The sequence below is a fragment of the Acrocarpospora catenulata genome (genome assembly GCF_018476525.1).
GTDB classification, from domain to species: Bacteria; Actinomycetota; Actinomycetes; order Streptosporangiales; family Streptosporangiaceae; genus Acrocarpospora; species Acrocarpospora catenulata.
In genome coordinates, this window is the sequence record NZ_JAHCST010000050.1 from 37,515 (window position 1) to 62,063 (window position 24,549).

General features: G+C 70.8%; 24 protein-coding genes and 1 pseudogene. 13 read left to right on the top strand and 12 right to left on the bottom strand.

The window, feature by feature from the left end:
- The first annotated feature begins 106 nt into the window (after positions 1-106).
- The 6 genes from KIP79_RS48715 (at position 107) to KIP79_RS49780 (ending at position 5,533) form a co-directional block, all read left to right on the top strand.
- Positions 107-238 (top strand): hypothetical protein, encoded by a 132-nt coding sequence (locus tag KIP79_RS48715; RefSeq protein WP_256447588.1) that lies wholly within the window; start codon positions 107-109, stop codon positions 236-238.
- 164 nt (positions 239-402) lie between these two features.
- Positions 403-1,431, top strand: coding sequence for a nitronate monooxygenase (locus tag KIP79_RS34600; protein ID WP_214109214.1), 1,029 nt, complete (start codon positions 403-405; stop codon positions 1,429-1,431).
- A 2-nt stretch (positions 1,432-1,433) separates the two neighbouring features.
- Positions 1,434-2,750 (top strand): aminotransferase class I/II-fold pyridoxal phosphate-dependent enzyme, encoded by a 1,317-nt coding sequence (locus KIP79_RS34605; RefSeq protein ID WP_214109184.1) that lies wholly within the window; start codon positions 1,434-1,436, stop codon positions 2,748-2,750.
- 30 nt (positions 2,751-2,780) lie between these two features.
- Positions 2,781-3,674, top strand: a complete 894-nt coding sequence (locus KIP79_RS34610) for a dihydrodipicolinate synthase family protein (protein ID WP_214109185.1) — start codon at positions 2,781-2,783, stop codon at positions 3,672-3,674.
- On the top strand, positions 3,671-3,997 hold the full coding sequence (locus KIP79_RS34615; RefSeq protein WP_214109186.1) for a hypothetical protein: 327 nt from the start codon (positions 3,671-3,673) through the stop codon (positions 3,995-3,997). The genes KIP79_RS34610 and KIP79_RS34615 overlap by 4 nt, the downstream gene beginning before the upstream one ends.
- A 99-nt stretch (positions 3,998-4,096) precedes the next feature.
- Positions 4,097-5,533: a hypothetical protein gene (locus tag KIP79_RS49780; RefSeq protein ID WP_214109187.1), complete on the top strand. Its 1,437-nt coding sequence runs from the start codon at positions 4,097-4,099 to the stop codon at positions 5,531-5,533.
- A 95-nt stretch (positions 5,534-5,628) separates the two neighbouring features.
- Here the strand turns inward: KIP79_RS49780 and KIP79_RS49785 are convergent.
- A pseudogene (locus tag KIP79_RS49785) lies at positions 5,629-5,715 on the bottom strand (FAD-dependent monooxygenase); the annotation flags it as partial.
- A gap of 621 nt (positions 5,716-6,336) precedes the next feature.
- Here KIP79_RS49785 and KIP79_RS34630 point away from each other — a divergent pair.
- The 3 genes from KIP79_RS34630 to KIP79_RS34640 all read left to right on the top strand — a co-directional run bounded on the left by KIP79_RS34630 (position 6,337) and on the right by KIP79_RS34640 (position 10,101).
- Positions 6,337-8,664: an FtsX-like permease family protein gene (locus KIP79_RS34630; protein WP_214109188.1), complete on the top strand. Its 2,328-nt coding sequence runs from the start codon at positions 6,337-6,339 to the stop codon at positions 8,662-8,664.
- A 409-nt stretch (positions 8,665-9,073) separates the two neighbouring features.
- Positions 9,074-9,898 carry a helix-turn-helix domain-containing protein gene (locus KIP79_RS34635; RefSeq protein WP_214109189.1) on the top strand — a complete coding sequence of 275 codons (825 nt, stop codon included), beginning with the start codon at positions 9,074-9,076 and terminating at the stop codon, positions 9,896-9,898.
- Positions 9,889-10,101: a DUF397 domain-containing protein gene (locus KIP79_RS34640; protein ID WP_308170045.1), complete on the top strand. Its 213-nt coding sequence runs from the start codon at positions 9,889-9,891 to the stop codon at positions 10,099-10,101. The genes KIP79_RS34635 and KIP79_RS34640 overlap by 10 nt, the downstream gene beginning before the upstream one ends.
- A gap of 65 nt (positions 10,102-10,166) precedes the next feature.
- On the opposite strand, the gene KIP79_RS34645 is transcribed toward KIP79_RS34640, so the two are convergent.
- Positions 10,167-11,303, bottom strand: a complete 1,137-nt coding sequence (locus KIP79_RS34645) for an acyl-CoA dehydrogenase family protein (protein WP_214109190.1) — start codon at positions 11,301-11,303, stop codon at positions 10,167-10,169.
- Complete coding sequence (locus KIP79_RS34650) at positions 11,300-12,397, bottom strand: M24 family metallopeptidase (protein WP_214109216.1); 1,098 nt, start codon at positions 12,395-12,397, stop codon at positions 11,300-11,302. Before KIP79_RS34650 ends, KIP79_RS34645 begins: the two co-directional genes overlap by 4 nt.
- 247 nt (positions 12,398-12,644) lie before the next feature.
- Here KIP79_RS34650 and KIP79_RS34655 point away from each other — a divergent pair, with 247 nt between their 5' ends.
- Positions 12,645-13,478, top strand: coding sequence for a PP2C family protein-serine/threonine phosphatase (locus KIP79_RS34655; RefSeq protein ID WP_214109191.1), 834 nt, complete (start codon positions 12,645-12,647; stop codon positions 13,476-13,478).
- Positions 13,479-13,499: 21 nt separating this feature from the next.
- Positions 13,500-14,387, top strand: a complete 888-nt coding sequence (locus KIP79_RS34660) for a 5'-3' exonuclease (protein WP_214109217.1) — start codon at positions 13,500-13,502, stop codon at positions 14,385-14,387.
- Here KIP79_RS34660 and KIP79_RS34665 read toward each other — a convergent pair whose 3' ends face one another.
- The 7 genes from KIP79_RS34665 to KIP79_RS34695 all read right to left on the bottom strand — a co-directional run bounded on the left by KIP79_RS34665 (position 14,388) and on the right by KIP79_RS34695 (position 21,399).
- Positions 14,388-17,096: a DEAD/DEAH box helicase gene (locus KIP79_RS34665; protein WP_214109192.1), complete on the bottom strand. Its 2,709-nt coding sequence runs from the start codon at positions 17,094-17,096 to the stop codon at positions 14,388-14,390. It abuts the gene before it with no gap.
- A 56-nt stretch (positions 17,097-17,152) separates the two neighbouring features.
- Positions 17,153-18,043, bottom strand: coding sequence for a YegS/Rv2252/BmrU family lipid kinase (locus KIP79_RS34670; protein ID WP_214109193.1), 891 nt, complete (start codon positions 18,041-18,043; stop codon positions 17,153-17,155).
- Positions 18,044-18,892: a twin-arginine translocase subunit TatC gene (gene tatC, locus KIP79_RS34675; RefSeq protein ID WP_214109194.1), complete on the bottom strand. Its 849-nt coding sequence runs from the start codon at positions 18,890-18,892 to the stop codon at positions 18,044-18,046. It lies immediately after the preceding gene.
- Between the two features lie 36 nt (positions 18,893-18,928).
- On the bottom strand, positions 18,929-19,258 hold the full coding sequence (tatA, locus tag KIP79_RS34680) for a Sec-independent protein translocase subunit TatA (protein ID WP_214109195.1): 330 nt from the start codon (positions 19,256-19,258) through the stop codon (positions 18,929-18,931).
- Between the two features lie 67 nt (positions 19,259-19,325).
- A complete protein-coding gene (locus KIP79_RS34685; protein ID WP_214109196.1) occupies positions 19,326-19,517 on the bottom strand; it encodes a hypothetical protein in 192 nt (63 codons plus the stop codon).
- On the bottom strand, positions 19,517-20,458 hold the full coding sequence (locus tag KIP79_RS34690; protein WP_308170046.1) for a helix-turn-helix transcriptional regulator: 942 nt from the start codon (positions 20,456-20,458) through the stop codon (positions 19,517-19,519). Before KIP79_RS34690 ends, KIP79_RS34685 begins: the two co-directional genes overlap by 1 nt.
- Positions 20,455-21,399 (bottom strand): helix-turn-helix transcriptional regulator, encoded by a 945-nt coding sequence (locus KIP79_RS34695; protein ID WP_214109197.1) that lies wholly within the window; start codon positions 21,397-21,399, stop codon positions 20,455-20,457. Before KIP79_RS34695 ends, KIP79_RS34690 begins: the two co-directional genes overlap by 4 nt.
- Before the next feature lie 45 nt (positions 21,400-21,444).
- Here KIP79_RS34695 and KIP79_RS34700 point away from each other — a divergent pair, with 45 nt between their 5' ends.
- On the top strand, positions 21,445-22,515 hold the full coding sequence (locus tag KIP79_RS34700; protein ID WP_214109198.1) for a DUF3866 family protein: 1,071 nt from the start codon (positions 21,445-21,447) through the stop codon (positions 22,513-22,515).
- Positions 22,516-22,556: 41 nt separating this feature from the next.
- Positions 22,557-23,444, top strand: a complete 888-nt coding sequence (locus tag KIP79_RS34705; protein ID WP_214109199.1) for a metallophosphoesterase family protein — start codon at positions 22,557-22,559, stop codon at positions 23,442-23,444.
- On the opposite strand, the gene KIP79_RS34710 is transcribed toward KIP79_RS34705, so the two are convergent.
- A complete protein-coding gene (locus tag KIP79_RS34710) occupies positions 23,434-23,877 on the bottom strand; it encodes a DUF3291 domain-containing protein (protein WP_214109200.1) in 444 nt (147 codons plus the stop codon). The two genes, KIP79_RS34705 and KIP79_RS34710, sit on opposite strands and share 11 nt — an antisense overlap.
- A 38-nt stretch (positions 23,878-23,915) precedes the next feature.
- Positions 23,916-24,530: a helix-turn-helix transcriptional regulator gene (locus KIP79_RS34715; protein ID WP_214109201.1), complete on the bottom strand. Its 615-nt coding sequence runs from the start codon at positions 24,528-24,530 to the stop codon at positions 23,916-23,918.
- Between the last annotated feature and the right edge of the window lie 19 nt (positions 24,531-24,549).

Below are 24,549 nucleotides of genomic sequence, written 5' to 3' on the forward strand. Positions count from 1 at the left end.
CTCCCCCACCGACCGCTCCGTCAACGCGACCAAACCCCCGCAATCCAGACCCCGCTGAACACCGAATACGAGGAGACCGGGCCCATCAATCACTGAAGGTGATGCAATGCGTACTTCCACCAGATTCGTCATCACACTCGCCGTAGCCCTGACAGCCATCGCCGCCACCCAGACCGCCGCATCCGCCGCCACGGCCATCGAGTACGGCCTAATCGCGGCACTCATAGCAGTCGCCTGACAGCGTGGGTCGCCGCGCCCGCTACCAGCGAGGATTACGCGGCACCTGCGCGCCGACCGAGGACCCTGCGGGCACGCCGCACCCATGACCTACAATTATGTCCTAGGACATATCATGTCGCGGGCTGCGCGGCAGGGTAGTACGGATACGGAAGGGCCTCGTTGATGCTTCGGTCCGGGTTGTTGGAGGCGTCGCTTCCGGTTGTCGGGGCGCCGATGGCGGGTGGGCCGAGCACGGTCGCTCTCGCCGGGGCGGTGGGGGGTGCGGGAGGGTTCCCGTTTCTTGCTGGGGGGTACAAGGCGGCCGGTGCTCTCGCCGATGAGATCGGGCTGGTTCGCAGGTTCGGCGGGGCCTTCGGCGTCAATCTGTTCGTTTCTGGTTCGGGCGGGGTGGATGAGGCGGCGTTTCGTGCTTACGCCGCCGAGTTGCAGCTCGAGGCGGAGCGGTACGGGCTTCGTCTGGATCCGCGGCCGGTGGTGGACGATGACGACCACTGGCCGGAGAAGCTCGCGCTGCTGCTGTCCGATCCGGTGCCGGTGGTCTCGCTGACCTTCGGCCTGCCGCGGGCGCGGGACATCGCCGCGTTGCGGCGAGCCGGTAGCCGGGTGCTGGCCACGGTCACGACGGCGTCGGAGGCGCGGGCCGCGCAGGAGGCCGGGGTGGACGGGCTGGTGGTCCAGGGCACCGCGGCCGGAGGGCACAGCGCGACGTACGATCCGGCCCGGCCGTTGACCCCGATCGCCACCCGGGACCTCGTACTCGACGTGCGTGCGGCGGTGGACCTGCCCGTGGTCGCCGGTGGCGGGGTGGACGGGCCCGAGGCCGTCCGCGAGCTGCTGCACGCGGGCGCGGAGGCGGTGGCTGTGGGGACGCTACTGCTGCGTACGGAGGAGTCGGGCGCCTCGCAGACCCACAAGGACGCGCTGGCCGACCCGGCGTTCACCCAGACGGTCATCACGCACGCCTTCACCGGTCGCCCGGCCCGCGGCCTGCGCAACGGCTTCATCGACCGCCATGACGCCTCCGCGCCGTTCGGATACCCGGCGATCCACCACCTGACCCGGGCGCTGCGCCAGGCCGCCGCGAAGGCCGGTGACGCCGACCTGCTGCACCTGTGGGCGGGCACCGGGTATCGCAGTGCCCGTGACGGCTCGGCGGCACAGGTCATCCGGCACCTCACCGAGGGCTTGTGAGCATGAGCGACACAGTGGCGGGCGGCATCCAGGGCGCCAACGCCGGCGGGCTCGTCGCCTCGATCCGGGCGCGGATCGACGCCGGCGCCCTCTCGGCCGGCGACGCGCTGCCCTCGATCCGCACGCTGGCCACCGAGCTGGGGCTGAACCGGAACACGGTCGCCGCCGCGTACGCGCAGCTCGCCGCGGCGGGCATCGTGGAGACCCGCCGGCGGGGTGGCACGATCGTCCTCGGGGTGCCGAACCTGGACGGCGAAGGCCAGGCCTCGGAAGGCGGGGTGGTCAATCTCAGCAGCGGCAACCCCGACCCCGCGTTCCTCCCCAGGATGGCCGGCGTGCTGGACGCCGGCTACTCGCCGCCGCTGTACGGGACCGCCCCGGTCAGCGAGGAACTCCAACGGTGGGCCGCCCAGCACATGACCCCGGACGTGGCAGGGCCGCATCGGCTGGTGCTGACCCACGGGTCGGTCGACGCGGTCGATCGGCTGCTGGGCGCGTACCTGACCCGAGGCGACACCGTGGCCGTCGAGGACCCTTGCTTCCTGTCCAGCATCGGCGCCCTCCGCCTGGGCGGCTTCCAGAGCGCCCCGGTCGCCGTCGACGAGGAGGGCATGACGGTAGAGGGGCTGCGCGCCGCGTTGGCGGCAGGCGCTCGGGCGCTCGTGTGCACCCCCAGGGCGCACAACCCGACCGGGGCGAGCCTGAGCCCGGCGCGGGTTGCCGCGCTGCGCGAGGTGCTGGCCGGATACCCCGGCGTGCTCGTGGTTGAGGACGACCACTTCTCGGCCGTGTCGTCCCGTCCCTACCTGCGCGTCACGCCGCCGGACGCGCACCGGTGGGCGCTGGTGCGGTCAGTGTCCAAGTTCCTCGGCCCCGACCTGCGGGTCGCGTTCGTGCTGGCCGACCCGGACACCGCGACCCGGCTGGAGTCCCGGCTGAGCTCGGCGACCACCTGGGTCAGCCACATCCTTCAGCACCTCGTCGCCCGGCTGCTGGCCGACCCGCACACCCACGCGCTACTGGACCGGGCGCGTGCGTCCTACGCCGGACGCAGCGGCCTGCTCGTCGCCGAGCTCACCGGGCGAGGCCTGCCGATGCAGCGGCACACAGACGGCCTGAACGTCTGGGTCCCCCTCCCCGGCAGGCCCCGGCAAGTCGTGAACGACCTGGCCAAACGCGGCTGGGCCGTCCGGCCGGGCGAGAACTTCGCCGTGGGCGACCGGCCGCCGCCGGCGATCCGGGTGACCACCGCGACGCTCTCCCCGCAGCAGGCGACCGCGTTCGCGGCCGACCTCGCCGCTGTCCTGCAAATGGCGTAGTTCGTCCCCCGTACCAGAAGGAAGACCTCCATGTTCACCGGCCTCAGCGCCTTCCCCCTAACCCCGATGGACGAGCAGCGCATCGACGAGTCCGCTTTCGCCGGGCTCGTCGCGCGCCTGGCCGCCGCCGCGGTCGACTCGATCACGGCACTGGGGTCGACCGGCTCCTACGCCTATCTCACGCGCGAGGAACGCACCCGTATCGCCCACCTCGCCGTCAAGCACGCCGGGGAGGTGCCGGTGGTCATCGGGATCGGCGCACTGCGTACCAAACATGTCCTGGAGCTCGCCGAGGACGCCCAGGCCGCCGGTGCCGCCGGGGTGCTGCTGGCCCCGGTGTCGTACCAGGCGCTGACCCCGGACGACGTGTACGGCCTGTACGAGGTCGTGACCCGGGAGCTGTCGGTGCCCCTGGTGGTCTACGACAACCCCGGCACCACCCACTTCACCTTCACCGACGACCTCTATCAGGCCATCGCCGCGCTCCCCCACGTCGCCTCGATCAAGATCCCCGGCGTCCCGGCGGACCCCGCGCAGGCCGCCGCCCGGATCGCCCGGCTCCGCGAGATCCTTCCCACGCACGTCACGATCGGAGTCTCCGGTGACGCCTTCGCGGCCACCGGCCTGAACGCGGGCTGCGACGCCTGGTACTCCGTCATCGCCGGCACCCTGCCAGCACCGGCGCTCGCGATCACCCGCACCGCGCAAGCCGGCGACGTCGAGCGGGCCACCGCGTTGTCCGCGCGCCTGCGACCACTGTGGGACCTTTTCGCCCGCCACGGCAGCCTGCGGGTGACAGCGGCGATCGCCGAGCACCTGGGCCTGGTCGATCGGCCCTGCCTCCCCCTGCCGATCCGCGGACTGCCGGACGCCGACCACGCCGAGGTCGCCCGGGTCGTCGACGAGTTGAGCCTGGGCTCATGACCGTCGCCTTAGCCCTCGCCGCGGTCACACTGACCGGCGTGTTCTGGGCGGCGGCAGCCGCCTATGCCCTCGCCGGCGTCCTCAACTCCTGCTTCTTCGCCGCGACCCTCGCCGCCCGCAACGAGTACGCCCCCGCCACAGCCCGCGGCCAGGTGTTCGTCTGGATCGGCGCACTGAAGATCACCGCCGGCTCCGCAGGCACCGCCCTGGCCGGCGCGATCATCACCACCACCCTCCACCTGCCCCTCCTCCTCGCCATCGGCCTCACCCTCGCCGCCACAGCCGCATCCCTGGCCGAACGCGCCCTGCCGCCCCGCCGATGACCACGGCCTCTTCGGGGCAGAAAGCACTTCTTTGCATGCGACGGCCACTGTGAAAAGCTCTGAGAACGATCGGGCGGTTCCGTCGCCACGGGAGGGCCTGTGGATCAGAGCGCCGATTCCTCAGCCGTTCCGCAGGTGGGGCAATGGCTGCTCAGCCTGCCGCTCATCGCCCCGGTTCGCGAGTACTACGTGGAACGACGCACCATGTTCGACACCACAATGCTCCGATACCTGGCCGAGACGCCGCTGATCGACGACGACGACCGTGAGCGGATCAAGGATGACTGCGAGTGGTGGCTGCGGCAGACGAACGCCCGCCAGGCATGGTTCCACGTCATCGAGCGTTACCGGGACGCCATCTCCTATGTCCTGCTGTGGCCGCTGGTCCCGGTCGCCGCCACGGTGACCATGTCGTACTCCGTCGCCGACCCGCCTACCGGCTGGCGTCTCGCTCACCTCGTGCTGGGTGTGCTGTTCACGCTCGGTGCCCTGTCGGGCAGCCTCCGCCACGCCGATTTCGCGATGCCGCGGCCTTCCGGCCTGTTCGGGCTGGCCTTCCTGGTGGTGTCCGGCCTGCTTCTGTACGGTCCGTGGACGGAAGCCGGATGGTTGCCGGTGACGGGAGCGCTGCTGCTGGCGAGCACGGTCGGCCTGATCGTGGCGTTGGCGGGCGTGTTCGTGCTGGACATCCGGCGCATCCGGACCCGTGCCGCGGTGTTTCTGGTCGTGCAGGGCGCGCTGGCCGTGGTGACGCTGGCGGTCGGGCAGGGGGACGGAGCGGGCTGGGCCGGGGGGCTCTGGTCCGGGCTCTGGGCGGGACTGACGGCGATGGTGGTCGCGGGGTTCGTCTTCGTCCTGACCTACCTGATCACGAGCCTCCTGGAACGCCGCAAGATGCGGGTGTGGACGGTCGGCGAGCTGGTGCAGACGCTGATCTGGTTCGGTGCGCGGGCGCAGGACGCGCACCTGCCGTTGGAGGAGCGGTCGGCGCTCGGGCAGGCGTTCCCCTTCAGCGATCCGGTCGGCGTCGCCTGGGAGCTGGAGTGGCTGGCCCGGTTGATCGAACGCTGTCTGCCCCGGCAGCTGACGGCCTGGGATCCCATGGGGGACCGGATGGTGGCCGAGCGCTGCCGGGGGATCGCGGCCCGGCTGCGTGAGCTGAAGATGGAGTTCCTGCTGCGGCAGAGCACTCCCGCCCACGAGATCGCCGCCCGGCTGGTCCCCGCGGTGGTGCCGATCATCGACGGTGACTGGGACCGGCTGGAGACGGCCGAGGTCCAGGTCGTCCCGCACTCCCGGCTGCGGCTGGTGCTGCGCGGGCTCGGCGGGGCGTTCGTGGCAATCGCCCCGCTGGCCGTCTTCCTGCTCCTGCGGACCACCACATCGGTCATTCCCGACAGCATCGTGGACCAGGTGCTGCCCATCGCGGTCACCTGGCTGCTGCTCTCGATCATCGCCTGGATCGACCCGGGAACGGGAAGCCGAAGCGGCAAGCTCCGCAACCTCACCGACCTGCTGCCCGGCTCACGTTCCTGACGAATTCGTGCCCGATCTCCAGTTGTGAGGTCCTTCGGGTACGCCTCCCGGACCGGCATTCCACAGACGTGTCGCGACTCATCAGCCTTGCTGGCCCCGCGGACTGCCTGCACGATGTGTGCCGCGTCGCCGGCCAGCAGCACCCGGTCGTACCGGTAGCGCTCGGCCAGCCGCGTGGCGTCGGAGCATCACGGGCACGGTGGGGCGTAGGGGAGCTGGGGGATGTACTTTTCCACTGCCGGGGCGTGAGGACGTTCCGGGTGGTGGAGCAGATCCACTGGGCGGCGTGCTCGACGTTCAGGTCCCACAGCCTGATCACACCGTCTTCCCCGGCGCTGGCCAGACGGCCGTCGCGGTTGAACGCCACCGACAGACTGCGCAGGCGAATGCACAACCCACATATCCGGGAATATCGGGGCCGAGGGACCGTCAGGAGCTACCCGTCCAGTTCTCGCTGAGTCGCTTTGGCCCGATCCACCGTCCACGCCAGCGCTGAGGTCAGGCTGGCAATGCAAGCTCGATGCCCTGTTGCGCGAGGGTGCCAGCCTGCCGGACGGTGGGGGTGCCAGCACCCCCGGGAACCTCACGGCCAGCGCCCTTTCGCGGGTATTTAAAGCGATATGTAATTCAGCGGTGGAGCGCATCATGCCGGTGCTGTCGGAGCCGAGCAGCGGCGGCCTTCCTGGCGCGATGAACGCGTCGAGCACACCCATGGAGCCCTCATGAATCTCGCCGCCGTCTGGCTCCGCCTGGAGTTGCGCAGACGGGTTCGGTCACTCACCGTCCTCGCGCTGCTCGTGGCCATGGCGACCGCCACCGTGCTGACGGCCGTGGCCGGCGCACGGCGGGGGGAGAGCGCGCTGGGCCGTCTGCGTGCGGTGACGCTGCCGTCCGACGCCGTCGTCCTGCCCAACGATCCCAAGTTCGACTGGGACAAAGTGCGCGCGATGCCCGGCGTCGCGGCCGTGTCCGGCTTCGCCGTGGCGCCCTTCTCCGTAGAAGAGCTCCCTGGCTACGGGGGGCTTCTCCCGCCTGCGGACCACGAGGCGTACCAGACGGTGGAACGACCGGTGGTGCTGGAGGGACGCCTCGCCGATCCCGGCCGTGCCGACGAGGTCATGGTCACCGGCCGGTTTCCCGCCGCCACCGGTTTGGGCGTCGGGGACGCTCTCACCCTGCGCCTGATGACCGAGCAGGAGGCCGACGACCCCTACTTCGACGGCAGCCCCCACGGCCCGCGGGTGCGGGCACGCATCGTCGGTGTCATCCGTTCTTTCTGGTTCTCTGACACGCTGGAACGCCAGTTCTCGGTCTACCCCTCACCGGCTCTCTTCGCCGCCTATCCGAGAAACTTCGTCGGCACCGGCTCGTACGGCTTCGTCAACGCGCTGGTCCGTCTCGACTCAGGAGAGGAGGGACTCCCGACATTCAAGGAAGGGCTGGCCAAGATCACCGGCCGGACAGACATCGAGATCCGGAACGAGGCTGACGTCGCCCGGCATACTCAGCAGGTCAACGCCTACGAGAGCCTGTCCCTTCTGGCCTTCGCCCTGGCCGCGCTGGTCGCCGCGGTCGTCCTTGTCGGCCAGTCGGTCGCCCGCTATACCACGGCCAACGTGACCGAGTTGCAGGTGCTGCGCGTCCCCGGCATGACCACGAGGCAGACACTGACCGCCGCCGCTGCGGGGCCGTTCCTCGCCTCCCTGGTCGGCGCGACGCTAGGGATCGGCGTAGCCGTCGTCGGTTCCCTGTGGATGCCGATCGGCGCCGCATCTCTGGTCGAGCCCGTACCCGGCATCGACGTCGATGTGCTCGTCCTCGCCTCCGGGTGGGCGGTCGTGCCGCTGATGGTCCTCGCCGGAGCGCTTGTATCGGGGCGGATCTCGGTCGCGGCGGCGCGATCCGAGGCACCGCCGCGTCGCTCCGCCGTCGCCCGAGCAGGGGCGCGCCTCGGCCTGCCCGTACCTCTCGTGGTCGGCAGCCAATTCGCCCTTGAGCCCGGCCGGGGCCGCGATGCTGTTCCGGTGCGGCCCGCGATGTTCGGGGCGGTCGCTGGTGTGCTCGGGGTGCTGTCCTCCTTCACGTTCGCCGCGGGTGTTACGGACGCGGCGAACGATCCTCGCAGGTTCGGCCAGACATTTCAGTTATTGACGGTGCTCGGCGAGAATGGGCGGGACTGGCAGCCGACGGACAAGATCACAGCCACTGCCGCCCGAGATCGCGATGTCATCGCGGTCAACGACGCCCGCATTGCGGTGGCCGGGGCGGGCCAGGTCACGGGCGGGGACGCGGTCACCGTCACTGTCTACACCTACGCACCTGTCGGCGCCCCCGTCCCGGTGGTTCTCACCTCAGGCCGGCTGCCCGAAACGGCGGGCGACATCGTCCTCGGCCCAATCACTGCGCGCAATCTTGAGCTACAGGTCGGCTCGACCGTACGGCTGACCGGGACGACCGGACCAAAGGACCTGAAAGTGTCCGGGATCGGCTTCGTTCCGCAGGGTTCGCACAACGACTACCACTCCGGGGCATGGACCAGCGCGGCCGGTTTCGAGACGCTGTTCGGTACGGACTTCAAATACCACGCGGCACTCGTCGCTCTTCGGGGGGGCGCCGATACGGAGGCCGTTCGCAGCCGCCTCCTGACAGCCATCAAAGCGATCGACGGTGTTGAACGCATGGACTTGTTGCCGATGAGCGCGCCCCCTCAGCTCGTCGAGGTCCAGGACATCCAGAGCCTGCCGCTGTTCCTTGGCGGCTTTCTCGCGCTCCTCGCTGTAGGCGCCGTGGGCCACGCGCTGGCCACCGCCGTACGACGGCGCAGGCGCCAGGTCGCGGTCATGCGGACACTCGGCATGACCCGCCGCCAGTCGCGGCTCGTCGTGTTCACCCAGGCGTCACTGCTCGCGATCGTGGGCCTTTCCTTGGGGGTGCCGCTCGGCGTCATGTTGGGCCGCACGCTGTGGCGCATCGTCGCCAACCAGACCCCGCTGTTCTACGAGCCACCGGTCGCCCTCTGGGCGCTGCTGGCGATCGGACCGGCAGCGCTCCTGGTCGCCAACCTTCTCGCGCTGTGGCCGGGACACCTCGCCGCACGGCTGCACATCGGCCACATCTTCCACACGGAGTGAGCCACTCGACCAGCGGACACGAGGTTCCCGGGGTAACTGTTCAGCCAGCTGCACCAGGCCACCCATACTCGTCGTCGCCAAGTGCGCCGATCTTGGCTGGGCGGCGCCTTCGCCGACCACGAACTCCCCTCGTAGAAGTGAGCGGCTGGAGACGGCCGAGGTCCAGGTCGTGCCCGCACTCCCGGCTGGTGCTGCGCGGGCTCGGCGGCCACCGCACGAGTTGGCAAATCGTAGGATTTATCCCTTTTGTCGTGGCGGTCGACACCAATAGACAAAAGAAGGCAGACGAAAAGCTTGACGGATCGGGCACATGATGGCCTTAATTTGTTTGGCGTACAAGATGGCCATTTTTCATCGGTTTAACAATTCCTGTTGAACCGCCGGTATAACCTCGATGACTGGAGGTAAAATGCCCGCCCCCCAAGAGCTCGACCCCGCCGAAAGCCCGCGCGCGCTCCTCGGCTCGGAGATTCGGAAATACCGAATGGCCTCCGACATGTCCCAGGAACAACTCGCCGAGAAGATCAACTTCAGCGCGGGCATGGTCAGCTTCGTCGAACGGGCAACACGGATCCCAAGCCGCCAGTTCGTCGAACTCTGCGAGAAGGCCCTCGGCCTCAACGGCGAACTCCTCCGCCTGTGGCCACTGGTCAGCATGACGGCCAGACCGGAGTGGTTCCAGCCCTGGCTGGAAATCGAACCGGACGCCACGGTCATCCGAACCTGGCAGCCGAATGTCGTCCCCGGCCTGCTCCAAACAGAGGCATACGCTCGCGCGATTCTCAGCGGGCGCCCCCGGATGGCCGACGACCAGATCGAGGAGGCCGTCGTCGCCCGCCTGGACCGGCAGCTCATCCTGGACCGCGTCACGCCCCCAATGTTGTGGGCGGTCCTGGACGAGGGCGTGCTATCCCGCCCGATCGGCGGCAGGGATGTAATGCGCGAGCAACTAGAACATCTGATCAAGATGTCCGACAATCGCAGCGTGACCATTCAGGTCTCCCCCATGGACAGCCGCGCGACCATTGGTCTCGAAGGCGGGTTCATGATCGCCGGACGCCCGGGACAACCCGACACCGTGTACATGGAGGCTGCTACACTCGGTTTTGTCACCATTGAGGCCGAAAAGGTGGCCAAGGTAATCAACCTCTATGACGCACTACGCGCCGAGGCATTTCCCGCGCGTGCATCGATCGAACTAATAAAAGAGAAGCTGGTGAACCTGTGGACCTGAACGCAGAACTGGCAGCCGCGCACTGGCGTAAGTCGTCCTTCTCAGGCGGAAGCGGTGGAGACTGCCTGGAGGTCGCCCCGCTTACCGGTGGCCGAGTCGGCCTCCGCGACACTGAATCCCCCGAGCAACCGCCTTTCGTGGTCAGCGCGAGTGTGTGGGATGCGTTCGTGAAGGGCGCGAAGGCTGGAGAATTCGACTTCTGATGCGACTTTGATGGACGCATGCCCGGCCCGAAGTAGAGCGCCGGGCATGCGGGGTGTCTCTGGAGCTATTCGACTTTGGTGAGTGCCCGGCTGATGACCAGGCGCTGGATCTGGTTGGTGCCTTCCACGATCTGGAGGACCTTGGCTTCGCGCATGAAGCGTTCGACCGGGAAGTCCTCCACGTAGCCGTAGCCGCCGAGGACCTGGACGGCGTCGGTGGTGACCTTCATGCACATGTCGGTGGCGAAGAGTTTGGCCATCGCCGCCTTGGGACCGTACGGACGGCCGGCGTCGCGGGAGCGGGCGGCGTCCAGGTAGAGGGCGCGGGCGGCGGCGATCTGGGTGGCCATGTCGGCCAGGAGGAAGCCGATGCCCTGGAAGTCGGCGATGCGGGAGCCGAACTGGCGGCGTTCCCTGGCGTAGGCGGTGGCGGTCTCGAAGGCCGCCTGGGCCAGGCCGACGGCGCAGGCGGCGATGCCGAGGCGGCCGCCGTCCAGGGCGGACATGGCGATGCGGAAGCCTTGGCCGGGGGTGCCGACCAGGGCCTGCGGCGGGAGCCCTACGCCCTCGAAGCGGACCTGGGCGGTGGGTGAGGAGCGCATGCCCATCTTGCGTTCGGGAGCGGCGAAGGACAGGCCGTCCAGCCCGGCGGGGACATGGAAGCAGGAGACGCCCTCGTCGGTCCTGGCCATCAGGGTGTAGAAGTCGGCCACGCCGCCGTGGGTGGTCCAGGCTTTCACGCCGTCGACCGTGTAGCCGTCCGAGGTGGGGGTCGCCCGGGTGGTGAGCGCGGCGGCGTCGGAGCCGGACTGCGGCTCCGACAGGCAGTAGGCCCCCAGCAACTCGCCGCCGAGCAGCGACGGCAGGTGCTCCTCGCGCTGCGCGGGCGTGCCGTAGGCGGCCAGCGGGAAGCAGGACAGCGTGTGCACCGACAGGCCGAGCCCGACCGCCAGCCAGGCCCCGGCGAGCTCCTCGACGACCTGCAGATACACCTCGTACGGCAACCCCGCCCCGCCGTACTCCTCGGGGTAGGGCAGGCCGAGCAGGCCGGTGGAGCCGAGCAGGGTGAACAGCTCGCGCGGGAAGCGCCCGGCGGCCTCGTCGGCGGCGGCGCGCGGCTGGACCTCCTTGGCGGCCAGCTCCCGCACCAGCTCGAACAGTTCGTAGCCCTCGTGGGTGGGCGAGACCCGGTCCACGTTCATCCGACGACGACCAGATCCCGGGTGGTCAGGTTGAGCCGTTCCCCGCCGGACTCGCCGCAGATCACGATGTCCTCGATGCGGGCGCCGTGGCGGCCGGGCAGGTAGATGCCCGGCTCGATGGAGAAGGCGAAGCCCGGCGCCATGAGCTCGGTGTTGCCGGCGACGATGTAGGGCTCCTCGTGCGACTCCAGGCCGATGCCGTGGCCGGTGCGGTGGATGAAGTACTCCCCGTAACCCGCGTCGGCGATCACCTCGCGGGCGGCGGCGTCCACCGCCTCGCAGGTCACCCCCGGCTTCACGAACTCGCAGGCCACCTCCTGGGCGCGGCGGAGCACCTCGAAGTAGGCCAGGTACTCCTTGCCGGGCTCGCCCACCACGTAGTTGCGGGTGGAGTCGGAGCAGTAGCCGGAGGGCATGGTGCCGCCGATGTCGACCACCACGGGGTCGCCCGGCTGGATCACCCGGTCGGAGAGCTCGTGGTGCGGGGAGGCGCTGTTGGGGCCCGAGCCGACGATGACGAAGTCGATGGTGGCGTGCCCGGCGTTCATGATCGCGTCGGCGATGTCCCGGCCGACCTGCCGCTCGGTCCGCCCCGCCCGCAGCAGGCTCGGCACCAGTTCGTGCACGGCGTCGATGGCGGCGCCGGCGGCGCGCAGCGCGGCGGCCTCGGCCGGGGACTTACGCATGCGCAGCTCACGCAGCACCCGCCCGGCCAGGGCCTGCTCCGCCCCGGGCAGCGCCTCACGGAAGCGCAGCGACTGCATCGCCCACATCCGGTCGGCGAGACCGACCGCGCCGACCGTGCCGAGCCGCTTGGCGACCACCGCATACGGATCGTCGGTCTCGTCCCAGGGCACGAACTCCACCCCGGTCCGCCCCGCGGGCGAGGCCTGCGCGGCCGGCAGTTCCAGCCGGGGCACCATCATGAACGCCTCCCCGGCGGCGGGCACCACCAGGCAGGTCAGGCGCTCCAGCGCGTGCGCGTCGTAACCGCAGACGTAGCGCAGGTCGGGACCGGGGGTGAGCAGCAGCGCATCCAGCCCGGAGGCGGCCACGGCCTCCCGGACCCGGGCGATCCTGGTCACCGGATACAGCTCAGAGGACTCCGTTGTCACGTCCCTTATCCAAGCACAGCCCGCCGACAAACCGAGCGAGGGAGCGGGCGCGCCCGATGGTCGCAAATACTCCCCACCCACCCCGAATGACTGCTACGCTCCGCGCAAGGCCGATCACGGCCAGTTCATGATTGTCCGGATACATGCTGTGTCGAGAGCGAGTCCCATGGTCGGCGTCGTGGGCGGCGATCCGCCCCTCCTCCCCGCGGACGACCGCATCTCCCCGATGAGAGCTCCGCTGGCCCCCCTGACCACCACCCACCTCACCACCCCGCAGACCGCCGCGGAAATGGTGGCGGACCTGCGCGCCCGCCTGGACCGGCAGGAAGAGCAGCTGGCCGCCGAGCGCGGCCTCAGCACGGCCCTGCGCGCCGCCATCCTCCCCGAACCCGGGGCCATCCTGGACCTGCCCTCCGCCAACATCGCGGTCAGGTACGTGCCCGCCGGCCAGTCCGGCCTGGGCGGCGACTGGTACGAGGCGACCCCGCTCGCCGACGGCCGGGTGCTGCTCGCGGTGGGCGACGTGTCCGGCCACGGGATCGCGGCCATCGCGCAGATGGCCCAGCTCCGGCACGCCCTGGTCGGCCTGGCCATGACCCGCCAGCCCCCGGACCGGCTGCTGTCCTGGCTCAACCGCCTGGTGCTCAACTGCCTGGACGACACCATCGCCACCGTGATCACCGGCCTGTTCACCCCCCGGACCGGCCTGTTCCGCTGGGCCCAGGCCGGGCACCTGGCGCCCATCCTGGTCAGGGACGGCCGGGCCAGCCAGCCGTCCACCCCCGCCGGGCTGGTCCTGGGCGCCGTCCCGCATCCCCCGTTCGCGGTGGCCGAGCTGCGCCTGCAGCCCGGGGACCGGCTGCTGCTGTTCACCGACGGGCTGGTGGAACGCCGGAACCGGGACATCGGGGAGGGCCTGACCCTGGCGCTGCGCGCGGCCGAGCGACTGGACTGGCCCGACCTGGAGGGGCCCGACCTGGACGCGCTGATCGACGAGGTGGGCGGCCCCAACCCGGACGACGACATGTGCCTGCTGGCGGTGCGGCTGCTCGGAGAGTAGAGCACCATAGACAGGGTGCTGATGCTCCTGGACACCCCCTCGCTCTATTTCCGCGCCTTCTACGGCATCCCGGAGTCGATGACCGCGCCGGACGGCATGCCCGTCAACGCCGTGCGCGGGCTGATCGACATGATCGCCACGCTGGTCCGCTCGCACTCCCCCAGCGAGCTGGTGGCCTGCATGGACGCGGACTGGCGGCCCGCCTTCCGGGTGGCCGCGCTCCCCTCGTACAAGGCGCACCGGGTGGCCGAAGGCGACCAGGAGCAGATCCCCGACACGCTGGCCCCGCAGGTGCCGGTGATCGAGGAGGTCCTGGACGCGCTGGGCGTGGCCCGGATCGGCGTCGCCGGATACGAGGCGGACGACGTGATCGGCACCCTGGCGATCCGGCAGCAGGGCGCGGTGGAGATCGTCACCGGCGATCGGGATCTGTTCCAGCTGGTGGATGACGCGAAGCCATGCCGGGTCCTTTACACAGTAAGGGGGATTCGTAACCTCCAGACGGTGGACGAGGCGTTCGTCACCGCCAAGTACGGCATCCCCGGCCGCGCCTACGCCGACTTCGCCACCCTGCGCGGCGACCCCAGCGACGGCCTGCCCGGCGTGCCCGGCATCGGCGAGAAGACCGCGGCGGCCCTGATCACCCGCTTCGGCTCGCTGGCCGCGCTGCTGGCCGCCACCGGCGAGGACGGCTTCCCGGCCGGCGCCCGCAACAAGCTGAACGCCGCCGGCGAGTACCTCGCGGTCGCCCCCGCCGTCGTCAAGGTCGCCCACGACGTGCCCATCCCCGAGGTGGACATCGCGCTCCCCCGCAAACCCCGCGACCCGGAGCGCCTGGTCGAACTCGCCGACCGTTACGGCCTGGACGGCCCGCTCAACCGCCTCCTGGCCGTCCTCGCGAAACAGTGATCAGCCGACCGAGGAGTAGGACACCACGCCGCGGCGGAGCGCGTCCAGCGCCTTGTTGGCGTTCTCCCTGACCTTGCTGCCCTTCGGCGCGGCCGTGCTCAGCTGGCCGAGCAGGTCGAGCAGCTGCTTGACCCAGCGCACGAAGTCACCGGCGGCCAGGTCGCCGTCGGTGAGCACGGCGTCCAGCGAGTGCCCCTTGGCCCAGCGGAAGGCCGCCCAGGCGAACCCGAAGTCGGGCTCCTTGGTGAAGGACAGCCCGTGGTCCTCCTCGACGCCCTCCAGCTCGCTCCAGATCCGGAGCATCGCGCCCAGCGCCTCCTTGGCGGCCCCGGCCGGGATCTTCGGGCTGCGGGTGTCGTCGGACTGGCGGGACTCGAAGACCAGGCCGGAGACGCAGGCGGCCAGCTCGGCCGGGTCCAGGCCGTCCCAGACGCCCTCGCGCAGGCACTCGGCGGTCAGCAGGTCCAGCTCGGTGTAGAGCTGGGCCAGCCGGCGCCCCTGGTCGGTGACGGTCTCCCCGTCCAGGTAGCCGAGCTGGTCGAGCACCCCGCAGACCCGGTCGAAGGTACGCGCGATGACGTGCGAGCGGCCCTCCACCCGGCGGCGGAGCGTCTCGGTCTCGCGGAGCAGCTTGTGGTAGCGCTCGGCCCAGCGGGCGTGGTCCTCCCGCTCGTCGCAGCCGTGGCAGGGGTGGCGGCGCAGGTCGCGGCGGAGCCGGTTGATCTCCTCGTCCTCGGTGGCGTGGTCGCGCGCCCTGGTGGGCTTGCCGAGGTCCCGGTCGCCCAGCTTGGCGTGCATGGTGGCCACCAGGTTGGCCCGCTCCTTCGGGCTGCGCGCGTTGAAGTTCTTCGGGATGCGGATCCAGTCCACCGGCTCCACGGGGACCGGGAAGTCCGCCGTACCCAGGCGCTTGACCTGCTTGCCCACGGTCAGCACCACCGGCGAGGGCCCCTCCCCGCGCACGTTCAGCCCCGGGTCCAGCACCACGGCGAGACCGGCTCGCCGCCCGCCGGGAATGCGGATCACGTCGCCGGGCTTGAGCGTCTCCAGGCTCTGTACGGCCTGCGCCCGCCGCGCCGCCCCCCGCTGCCGGGCCAGCTCGGCCTCCCGGTCCGACAGCCGCCGCCGCATCGCCGCGTACTCGGGGAAGTCCCCCAGATGGCAGGTCATCGCCTCGGCGTACCCGGCCAGCGCCTGCTCGGACTTGCGCAGCTGGCGGGCCAGCCCGACCACCGCCCGGTCGGCCTGGAACTGGGCGAAGGAGTCCTCCAGCAGGGTGCGCGCCCGCTCCCGGCCGACCTGCCCGACCAGGTTCACGGCCATGTTGTAGGAGGGCCGGAAACTGGAGCGGAGCGGGTAGGTGCGGGTGCTGGCCAGACCGGCCACGCTCACCGGGTCCATCCCCGCCTGGTAGACGACCACCGCGTGGCCCTCCACGTCGATGCCGCGCCGCCCGGCCCGGCCGGTGAGCTGGGTGTACTCCCCCGGGGTCAGGTCGGCGTGGGTCTCCCCGTTCCACTTGTCCAGCTTCTCGATCACCACCGAGCGGGCCGGCATGTTGATGCCCAGGGCCAGCGTCTCGGTCGCGAACACCGCCTTGACCAGGCCCTTGGTGAACAGCTCCTCCACCACCTCCTTGAAGGTGGGGAGCATGCCGGCGTGGTGGGCGGCCAGGCCGCGCTCCAGACCGTCCCGCCACTCCAGGTAGCCGAGCACGGCCAGGTCCTCGTCCGGCAGGTGGGCGGTGCGCTCGTCCACCAGCTGCCGGATCTCGTGGCGCTCCTTGTCGGTGGTCAGCCGCAGCCCCCCGTACAGGCACTGGGTGACGGCGGTGTCGCAGCCGGCGCGGGAGAAGATGAAGGTGATGGCGGGCAGCAGGCCCTCGGCGTCCAGCCGTTCGATGGTGGCGGCCCGGTCGTGGCCGCCGCGCCGGGGGCGGCCGTAGCCGCGCTTGCCGCGCGCCTGGGCCAGGCGCTGCTCGTCCCTGGACAGCCGCATCAGGTTCGCGTTGATCCGGGTCGCGCCGTCCTCGTTGGCGAACAGGTCGTAGAGGCGGTTGCCGACCAGCATGTGCTGCCAGAGCGGGACCGGGCGGTGCTCGTCGACGATCACCGTGGTGTCGCCGCGCACCTCGCCCAGCCACTCGCCGAACTCCTCGGCGTTGCTGACCGTGGCCGACAGGGCGGCCACCCGGACCGACTCGGGCAGGTGGATGATCACCTCTTCCCAGACCGCGCCGCGGAACCGGTCGGCCAGGTAGTGCACCTCGTCCATGACCACGTAGCCGAGGCCGGCCAGCGTGCCGGACCCGGCGTAGAGCATGTTGCGCAGCACCTCGGTGGTCATCACCACGATCGGGGCCTCGCCGTTGACGCTGTTGTCGCCGGTGAGCAGGCCGACCTTGGCCGCGCCGTACCGCCGGACCAGGTCGTTGTACTTCTGGTTGGAGAGGGCCTTGATCGGGGTGGTGTAGAAGCACTTGCGGCCCTGTTCCAGGGCCAGGTGCACGGCGAACTCGCCGACCACCGTCTTGCCCGAGCCGGTCGGGGCGGCCACCAGCACCCCGTCCCCCGCCTCCAGTGCCTGGCAGGCGTCGAGCTGGAACTCGTCCAGCTCGAAGTCGTACAACCCGCGGAACGAGGTGAGCGCGGGGCCGTGCTCGCTCTGCTGGTCACGGAAGGCGGCGTAGCGTTCCGCAGGCGTGCTCATGCCGTCAACCCTACCGATATCCGTGTTACGGGCGTCCTACTCCGCGCCGTGGCTCTTTACAAAGTAGATCGAGGGGTCAGCACGCGCACCGCGCCCGGGACGACCTCGCAGGTCAGCGGGGCCGGGCCGACGCGTTCGCCGTCGGCGTAGGCGATCACGTCCGGCGCGTCGAGGGTCACACTGCGGACGCGGACGATCCGGACCGCCGGGTGGGCGGTGTGGGTGCCCCGGTAGACACCGGGGAAGGTGCGCAGGAAGGCGGTCTTCGGGAGCGCGCCCAGGACCAGCACGTCCAGCAGGCCGTCGTCGGGGCGCGCGTCGGGGCAGATCCGCATGCCCGCCCCGTACGAGCGGGTGTTGGCCACCGCCACGAGCATCGCCTCCTGTGTCACCCGCTCCCCGTCGAGGGTGAGGGTGAACGGGATGGGGGCGAAGCTCCGTAACTCCTCGGCCACGGCCAGCAGATACTTGGCCATGCCGGGCGGCCAGGTCTTCCGGTTGGCGCGTTCGTTCACGCGGGAGTCGAAGCCGCAGGCCAGGACCCCGGCGAACCAGCGCCCGCCGGGGGTGATCCGGGCCGCGTCGATCATCCGGACGGTTCCCCCGGTCACCGCGTCGGCGGCCCGCAGCGGGTCCTTGTGCGGCACGCCCACGGCGTCGGCGATGTCGTTGCCGGTCCCGGCGGGGATGATGCCCAGCGGCACGTCGGTCCCCGCGACGGCCTGGAGTGCCAGGTGCACCAGCCCGTCGCCGCCGAAGGCCACCAGGGCGTCAGGCGCGGCGGCGACAGCCGTACGGGCCAGGGCGAGAGCCTCGTCGGCCGAGGTCCCGGTCAGGACGGTGACCTCACAGCCGCCCTCGCGCAGGCGGGTCAGCACCGGGCCGAGCAGGCGCAGGCCGCGCCCGCCGCGAGCGGCGGGGTTGACCAGGACCGTGAGGCGCCTCACCTATTCCGCCGGAGCGGACGGCCCGTCGAGCTCCTCCTCCAGCGCCTTGGCCTTCGCCGCGTCGGCGACCGCCTGCCGCTTGTCGTGCGCGTACATGAAGCCCAGGGCCAGGTAGAACAGGGCGATCATGGGCAGCGCCAGAGCCAGCATGGTGAACGGGTCCTGGCTCGGCGTCGCGACGGCCGCGAACACGAACATCAGGAACACGACCATGCGCTGGTGCTTGGCCACCGCGCTGTACTTCAGCACGCCGAGGATGTTCAGGAAGGCCAGCAGCAGCGGCAGCAGGAACGAGACGCCGAAGATGAGCAGCATCATCATCAGGAACGACAGGTAGTCGCTGACGTCGATCAGCGCGACCGCGTTGTCCGGCACGAATCCCAGCAGCAGCGACAGGCCCTTGTCCATGGTCAGGTAGGCCAGCGCGGCCCCCGCCAGGAAGAGCGGGATGGCCAGGGCGAGGAAGGTGTAGGAGTACCGCTTCTCGTTCCGGTAGAGACCGGGGGTGACGAACGCCCAGACCTGGAAGAGCCAGATCGGCGCGGCCACCACCAGGCCGAACATGAACGCGACCTTCAGGTTGATGAAGATACCGCCGGTCACGCTGCCGACCACGAGGCTGCACTCGGTGCCGCCGCCCAGCCGGTACGCCTCCGGCAGGCGGCAGAACGGGCCGGTCATGAAATCCCAGATCGGGTCGAAGAAGACGAACCCGACAATCGTTCCTACGACCACACCGAGAATGATCTTGATGAGCCGGTTCCGAAGCTCACGGATGTGATCCATGAGCGACATGCGGCCGTCATCGCTCGCGGCCGTGGTGGGAGTCGACCGTTTCAGCAGCGCCATGGGACGATTCCTGGGCTAGGAGGGGTGAGTTCCGGCTCAGTTCTTCTTCTCGGCCTGGGTGGCGCGCAGCTTGGCGTTCTCCTCCTCCAGCGCGCGCAGCCGGTCCTCAACCGAGGGCGTGGCCGCCTGCGGAGCCGTGGGCGGAATCTGCGCGGGCGGCGCGGTCTGGGCCGGCGGCGGGGTCACCGTCTCACCCTGCACAACCGTGGTGTTCTCGTCCTCGTCCCGCAGCTTGCTGGTCTCCTTCTTGAACAGCCGGAGCGACTGGCCGAGCGCCCGCGCCGTGTCCGGCAGCTTCTTCGCGCCGAACAGGAGGATGACGATGAGACCGATAATGATCAGCTCAGTGGGTCCCAGGTTGCCCATGACACTTCCCTTACAAGGCGGATGGTGCGCGTCTCAAGCCGATCGTACGCCGTGCGGACCGTACTCTTCACCCTTCGGGAGGACGAACCGCACTGATTCCGGCACGTAACCGAGGTTCCAGCCGCCGACGAGCCAGGTCCAACTCCCGGTCCAGGCCCCGTACGGCCGATAAAACCCGGGCGGTCAGCACCCCCAGCACGGCCAGCCCGGCCACGCCGAGGCCGACCGCCAGGTAGATCCACGCCATGTCTTTGCCCATCAGTAGTAATTGGCCAGCGCCTGCCGGGCGGTCTCGGTGACCCGCTCGGCCAGCGACTCCGGCCGGATCACCCGGCCCGCGTCGCCCAGCCGGAGCGCCAGCCGTACCAGCCAGGACTGGTCGCGCGCCCGCAGGGTGATCCGCTGGCGGCCCTCGCCGAGCTCCTCCACGCGCTCCACCGGGTAGTACTCCGAGACCCAGCGCCCGGCGGGGGTGACCTCCAGCTCGACCAGTTCGTCGCTCTCCGAGGGCCGGAAGACGCCGTCGGCGACGTCCATCGGCTCGGCCTCGGCGGGCGGGTCGGCGGGCACGTCCAGCATGGTGACCTCGAGGACGCGGTCCACCCGGAACATGCGCATCGCCTCGGCCCGGTAGCACCAGCCCTCCAGGTAGTGGCGGCCGTCCACCAGCACCACGCGGAGCGGGTCCACCTCGCGCGGGGTCACCTCGTCCCGCCCCGGCACGTAGTAGCGGAGCGAGAGGCGCCGCCCGGCGCGGACGGCGGCGGTGACGGTGGCCAGCGCGCCGGGCGCGGCGTCCACCTCGACCGCGACCTGGTTGCTGACCGCCGCGGCGCCGTCCCCGGCGGCCTGCTCCAGTTTGGCGATCACCCGGCCGAGCGCCTCGCTGCCGCCGAACTCCGGCAGCTCGGCCAGCAGGCGCAGGGCCACCAGCAGCGCGCTCACCTCGTCCACCCCCAGCTTGAGCGGGCGGGCGATGGTCTCGGCGTTCTCGATGAGGATCTCGCCGCCGTCCCAGGAGACGTCGATGAGGTCGCCGGGGGTGTGGCCGGGCAGCCCGCACATCCAGACCAGCTGGAGGTCGTCGATGAGCTGCTTCTCGTTGAGCCCGAACAGGCGGGCCACCTCCGCCACCTCGGCGCCGGGGTGGGACATCAGGTAGGGCACCAGGGCCAGCAACCGGGGCAGCCGGTCGTTCACTGCAACGCCCCCTTCAGGCGGCGGATGACGGCCTCGCGGGCGTCCGGCGGGTCGATCACCTGGGCGTCGGAGCCGAGGCTGGCGATCCACCCGGCCAGCCGCTCCGGGTCGGTGAAGGCCAGCTCGACCTGGTCCCACTGCTCACCGGGGGTGACCGTGCGGGCCAGGTGGCGCAGCCCCTGGCAGCTGCCGGGGCGGACCCGGATCAGCGCCACACGCTCGGGATAGTCCTCGCCGTAGCTGTAGCCGACCTGGGCCCGCAGGTCGATGCCCTCGGGCACCGTGATCGCGCCCGGGCGGCCCACGGCGCTCACAGAGCCGACGATGCGGCTCAGCCGGAAGACGCGGGTGTCCTCGCGGCCCCGGTCGTGGCCCACCAGGTACCACCGCCCGCGGCGGCTCACCACGCCCCAGGGCTCCACGCTGCGGCGCAGCACCGACTCGCTGCCGGAGGAGCGGTAGTCGAAGGCCACCACCCGCCGGTCCCTGACCGCCTCCCAGAGGGTGGGGAAGGACGGGTCCCGGGTGTCCACCCGCAGCTCAAGGGGCCCTTCGACGAGGTCGGTCTGGACCCCGCCCGCCTTCAGCTTGAGCATGGCGCCGCTGGCCGCCTCGGCCAGGCTGGCCCGCTGCCAGACCTGCGCGGCCAGGCCCAGGATGGCGGCCTCGTCGGGTTCCAGGGTGATCTCGGGCAGCTCGTACGCCTCCCGCACGATGCGGTAGCCCGGATCGTCCTCCCAGGGGTCTTTCTGCACCTCGATCGGGATGCCGATCTCGCGGAGCTCGTTCTTGTCGCGCTCGAACATGCGCTGGAAGGCTTCGTCGTTCTCCGGGTCGTACCCGGGAACGGCGTGACGGATCTGTTCCGCGCTGAGCGGCCGCCGGGTCGAGAGCAGGCAGATCACCAGATTGAGCAACCGTTCGGTCTTCCGCCGCGACATCGCCCCTCCCCTCCTTCTCCAGTCAAGAACGCTACCCTTTTCCGGGTGATCAGATGGCGCAAGGGCGAGGTCCTGGGGATCAGGCGTGACTGGCCGGGCGCGGTGGAACTCGAGGTATCCGTCGAAGACGGAACCCGGTGCCGGGCGCTGGCCTATCCCCCGCTGGTGGGCCGTCCGGAACCCGGCGACGCGGTCCTCCTGAACACGACCGCACTCGCGATGGGCCTCGGTACGGGAGGTTACGCCATGGTGGTGGCGATTCCGGACCGTTTGCCACAAGATCCCACCGGTCCCGGGCACCTGGTGAAGGCGCGGTACACCCCGCTCCAGGCCACCGTGCTCGGCGCCGACGAGCAGGGCTCCCCCTACCACGACCTCCTGCGGGACGCCGAGCACGTGGCGGGCATGCCCGTGGTGGTGGCCGACCTGCACTCGGCCCTGGCCCCCATCCTCTGCGGCCTGTACGCCGACCGCCCCGACACCAAGGTCGCGTACGTGATGACCGACGGCGGCGCCCTCCCGGCCTGGTTCTCGATGACCTGCGCCCGGCTACGCGAGATCGACTGGCTGTGCGGGGTGGTGACGGCCGGACAGGCGTTCGGCGGGGACGTGGAGACGGTCACCGTGCACACCGCCCTGCTGGCCGCCCGGCACGTGCTGGGCGCGGACGTGGCGATCGTGGCGCAGGGCCCCGGCAACCTCGGGACGGGCACCCGCTGGGGCTTCTCCGGGGTGTCCGCCGGGGAGGCGGTCAACGCCGCCGCCACGCTCAAGGGGCGGCCGGTGGCGGCCCTGCGGGTCAGCGAGGGCGACCGGCGGGAGCGGCACCTGGGCGTCTCGCACCACTCGATGACCGCCTACGGCCGGGTGGCGCTGGCCCCCGCCGAGGTGGTGGTGCCGGCGCTGCCCGGCGACTTCGGCGAGCGGGTGCGCTGGCAGGCCGAGGACCTGGGGGCCCGGCACATCCTGGTGCACGTGCCCGTGGACGGCCTGTACGAGGCGCTGAAGGAGTCCCCGGTGAAGCTGTCCACCATGGGGCGAGGGCTGGACGACGACCTGGCCTATTTCCTCACCTCGGCCGCCGCCGGGCGGCACACGGCCACCCTGCTCGCCTGAAATCCCAGCTCAGCGCGGGCTCGGCTCCTACCATCGGCTGAGTGAGACACCGACTTCCCGCCCTGCTGCTCGTGGCCCTGCTCCCGGGGTGCTCGGCTCTCCCGGCCAGACAGACCGGCGGTCAGCACTCGGCGGCCCGGCCCTCGGCCACCGCGCCCACCCCGTCCGCCGCGCCCAAGCGGGCCGTGTTCCTGACCATCGGCGACTTCGGCGCCGGCAGTGACGCGCAGCGGCGCGTCGCGGCGGCCATGCGGCAGTGGGCCAAGAACGGGCGGCACGTCGACGCCATCGTCACCACCGGGGACAACGTCTACCCGGACGGCAGCCCCGGCAAGTTCTCCCAGGTGCTCACCGGCCCGTACCGCGGCCTGAACGCGCCGCTGTGGGCGGCCCTGGGCAACCACGACGTGCAGGGCGGCCACGGCCCGGCGCAGCTGCGCAGGCTCGGCCTGCCCAGGCCGCCGTTCACCAAGCAGCTGGCGGGCGCCGAGCTGCTGTTCCTGGACGGCAACCGCGACTTCCAGACGCAGGCCCGCTGGCTGGACGACCGGCTCTCCCGGCCGGGGCCGAAGTTGCGGATCGTGGTCTTCCACCAGCCCGCCTGGTCCTGCTCGCTGCACGGCTCGACCCCGACCGTGGACCGGTACTGGGTGCCCGTGCTGGAACGCCACAAGGTGGCCCTGGTCCTCAACGGCCACGACCACAACTACCAGCGCTTCACCTCACGCAAGGGGGTCACCTACGTGGTGACCGGGGGCGGCGGGGCGGGCCTGTACCCGGTCCGCGACAACTGCCGCGGCCTGCCCCGCAAGGACGCCGCCGCCGAACGCCACCACTTCCTGGCCGCCGAGATCACCGGCGACACCCTCCGCCTGTCGGCCATCGGGCCCAGCGGCAACACCTTCGACCAGGTGACCATCAAACGCTGATCGGGTGGTAGAAGTCCTTGAAGGTGAACGCCTCCAGGCCGGGTCCCTCGGCCCGGAGGCGCTCCAGGCGCGCCATCCCGTCCTCCAGCTCCGGGATCGTCCCCTCCTCGATCCACCACATCACGCTGTACGGCTCCGCGACGCGGTGGAACCACTCCCGGCGCCGCTGGAGCACGGCCAGGTGCCGGGACCGGTAGACGAAGTTCCAGAGCGTCTCCCTGGACTCCCAGACCGAGAAGTTGATCACCAGGTCGTCGCCGTAGTCGTGCTGGACGGTGTCGGTGGGGTCGTCCCCGCCCTTGAGCCGCCAGACGAACCCGGGCGCTGAGTCGGAGAGCTGGTTGACGGGTTCCAGCAGCGAGACGAACTCCGCCAGCTGGGGGGTGTCAAGGGGGGCGAGCAGATGCGCGACGTTCAGCTGAGCCAGGTGCATGCGTTCAGCATCCTCAGCCGCCCATCTCTATGTCAACTCTAATTAGTTTTAGAAACCACGACGCAGCACTCCCCCGGCCGGGGGTCCGGGCGTACCTCGCCGCGGCCCTCCAGCAGCCCCTGGCAGAGCGCGAGGTTCATCGAACAGACCAGCAGCGGATGCTCCTGCGACAACACATGGAACGGGCAGTTGCGCAGCCGCAGGACCCCGTCCTCCTCATAGGGCTCGTACCCGTGCCCGGCCAGCGCCTCGGCCACCGGGCCACCCGTGGCGAGCTTGCGCCCGGCCCTGCGGGCGGCCTCCTCGGCCACCTCGTCGCCGCCCAGCAGGTCGACCACCTCGGCCAGGATCAGGGCCAGGGTGCGATAGTCCCGGGCCGGCAGGCTCACCGCGTGCTCGGTCCCCGACCGGCGGTAGACCTTCGCGGGACGGCCGCTGCCGGGGCCGCGCCGCTCCCCCCGGTGCTCGAAAGCGGCCGTCAGCAGGCCCGCCTCGACCAGCTTGTCCAGGTGAAAGGCCGCCAGAGCGCGCCCCACCCCCGCGGCCTCCGCCGCCTCGGCCCGGCCGACCGCACGCCCCTGCCCCACGACGAACCGGTAGAGCTCCCGCCGCACCGGATCACCCAGCACGGCCACCGCCTCATCACTGTTCACACGCGGAGTCTAGGTCGCG

Bases quoted from the DNA above. Each gene is read 5' to 3' on its own strand.
- KIP79_RS48715 (WP_256447588.1), top strand. From the start codon at position 107: ATGCGTACTTCCACCAGATTCGTCATCACACTCGCCGTAGCCCTGACA.
- KIP79_RS34600 (WP_214109214.1), top strand. From the start codon at position 403: ATGCTTCGGTCCGGGTTGTTGGAGGCGTCGCTTCCGGTTGTCGGGGCG.
- KIP79_RS34605 (WP_214109184.1), top strand. From the start codon at position 1,434: ATGAGCGACACAGTGGCGGGCGGCATCCAGGGCGCCAACGCCGGCGGG.
- KIP79_RS34610 (WP_214109185.1), top strand. From the start codon at position 2,781: ATGTTCACCGGCCTCAGCGCCTTCCCCCTAACCCCGATGGACGAGCAG.
- KIP79_RS34615 (WP_214109186.1), top strand. From the start codon at position 3,671: ATGACCGTCGCCTTAGCCCTCGCCGCGGTCACACTGACCGGCGTGTTC.
- KIP79_RS34630 (WP_214109188.1), top strand. From the start codon at position 6,337: ATGGCGACCGCCACCGTGCTGACGGCCGTGGCCGGCGCACGGCGGGGG.
- KIP79_RS34635 (WP_214109189.1), top strand. From the start codon at position 9,074: ATGCCCGCCCCCCAAGAGCTCGACCCCGCCGAAAGCCCGCGCGCGCTC.
- KIP79_RS34645 (WP_214109190.1), bottom strand. From the start codon at position 11,303: ATGAACGTGGACCGGGTCTCGCCCACCCACGAGGGCTACGAACTGTTC.
- KIP79_RS34655 (WP_214109191.1), top strand. From the start codon at position 12,645: ATGAGAGCTCCGCTGGCCCCCCTGACCACCACCCACCTCACCACCCCG.
- KIP79_RS34660 (WP_214109217.1), top strand. From the start codon at position 13,500: ATGCTCCTGGACACCCCCTCGCTCTATTTCCGCGCCTTCTACGGCATC.
- KIP79_RS34665 (WP_214109192.1), bottom strand. From the start codon at position 17,096: ATGAGCACGCCTGCGGAACGCTACGCCGCCTTCCGTGACCAGCAGAGC.
- tatC (WP_214109194.1), bottom strand. From the start codon at position 18,892: ATGGCGCTGCTGAAACGGTCGACTCCCACCACGGCCGCGAGCGATGAC.
- tatA (WP_214109195.1), bottom strand. From the start codon at position 19,258: ATGGGCAACCTGGGACCCACTGAGCTGATCATTATCGGTCTCATCGTC.
- KIP79_RS34685 (WP_214109196.1), bottom strand. From the start codon at position 19,517: ATGGGCAAAGACATGGCGTGGATCTACCTGGCGGTCGGCCTCGGCGTG.
- KIP79_RS34695 (WP_214109197.1), bottom strand. From the start codon at position 21,399: ATGTCGCGGCGGAAGACCGAACGGTTGCTCAATCTGGTGATCTGCCTG.
- KIP79_RS34710 (WP_214109200.1), bottom strand. From the start codon at position 23,877: ATGCACCTGGCTCAGCTGAACGTCGCGCATCTGCTCGCCCCCCTTGAC.